This window comes from Microcoleus sp. B7-D4, from assembly GCF_036705125.1.
GTDB lineage: Bacteria > Cyanobacteriota > Cyanobacteriia > Cyanobacteriales > Microcoleaceae > Microcoleus.
The window spans coordinates 1-1,238 of the sequence record NZ_JAUBTT010000267.1; the positions used below are offsets into that span (position 1 = coordinate 1).

At 37.9% G+C, this 1,238-nt stretch carries 1 protein-coding gene and 1 pseudogene; one reads left to right on the forward strand and one right to left on the reverse strand.

Annotation, left to right across the window (positions count from 1 at the left end):
- Positions 1-289, forward strand: a 289-nt coding sequence (locus QUB12_RS37390) for a DUF6444 domain-containing protein (protein WP_333311133.1), incomplete at its 5' end; no start/stop codon positions are given.
- Here the strand turns inward: QUB12_RS37390 and QUB12_RS37395 are convergent.
- Positions 279-1,238 (reverse strand): annotated as a pseudogene (locus QUB12_RS37395) (IS4 family transposase); the annotation flags it as partial. The gene QUB12_RS37390 and the pseudogene QUB12_RS37395 overlap by 11 nt on opposite strands.

Sequence of the window (1,238 nt, forward strand, 5' to 3'; positions counted from 1 at the left end):
AATGGTTGACCAGTTGAGCCACCAGGAGCTGGTCAAAATTGTGCTCACCCAACAGAAGCTGATTGAAAAATTACAACTCCAGCTCGAAAAGCTCCAAGAGAGACAGCCTAGCAATAGCAAAACATCATCGAAACCCCCATCAAGCGATCTGATACAGAAATCAGAGACAGCCGCTTTTGACAACTCAAAAGAGTCAGAGTCCGAGCATTACTCACAAGTTAAGCTAAAAGCACTATTGTCAATGAGTAATTTTACTCATTTTTTACCTGTTGACCCAATTAAAATATGACTCCATTTGTTCCTTTATTATTGAAAAAAAATTGTTCGGGACTTCTTTGAGTTCCAGGGAAAGGAGAAATAATTAGCCTGACATGAGGTTTTCGTCGTCGCTTAACAATCCCTAAATCTTGATTTTTTGCGTCGGCAAAATACTTAACTAGGTCAGAAGCTAATCCTTTTTGATAGGCCACAGAAAAATGATACATCCCTCGATAAATCATTTAAGAGTGAAACACGTTCAATTGGCACTCCTAATTCATCCGCAACGGCATCTCCCAAGTCTACCAAAACCGCATAAAATAGCCAAGTAGCCCAGATTTGAAGCTGGATTCCGTTGGACGAACCTGTCCATAAATAACTTAAATTTAGGAGTCTCTTTACTGTACAAAATGCCGATTCAATTCGCCAGCGTCTTTGATATAAATCGGCTACTACATAGGGTGGCAATATTTCGGGATTTTGGACACTTGTCAGATAAGAACGCCAGGAATTTTTCGAGCAAATTTGTACTAATTTTATAGTCAAAACAGGCGTTTTTTTTGTCCCTGCACCTATCTGAATTATTTGGTCTTTGACATCATAAGTATTGGTTAATACCCGCTTGACTTGATAAGATGCACCTTTCTTAATCCGAGTAATAAATCCAATTTCTTTCTCGATTAATTTTGACCAAAAAGCGAAGTGATAGAAGCCTCTATCTAATAACAGCAAGGTTTTTGGCTTAACTTTTTTTAGTAAATCCTCTTCCCAATGACTATCTGCTTGTTTCGGATTTTCCCAAAACCAAATTTCTTCGGGAAGATGAGTTACTAGGTCTATGATTACTCCCATTTTCCCGGATAATTGACCACTAGGAACATCTGATAAACTTTCTAGTTTACAAAATAATGCTTCTAATGTTGAGCCGTCAGCTATCCAGATATTTTCAAAGTTTTTTAAGGCAAATTGTACGCTATGTG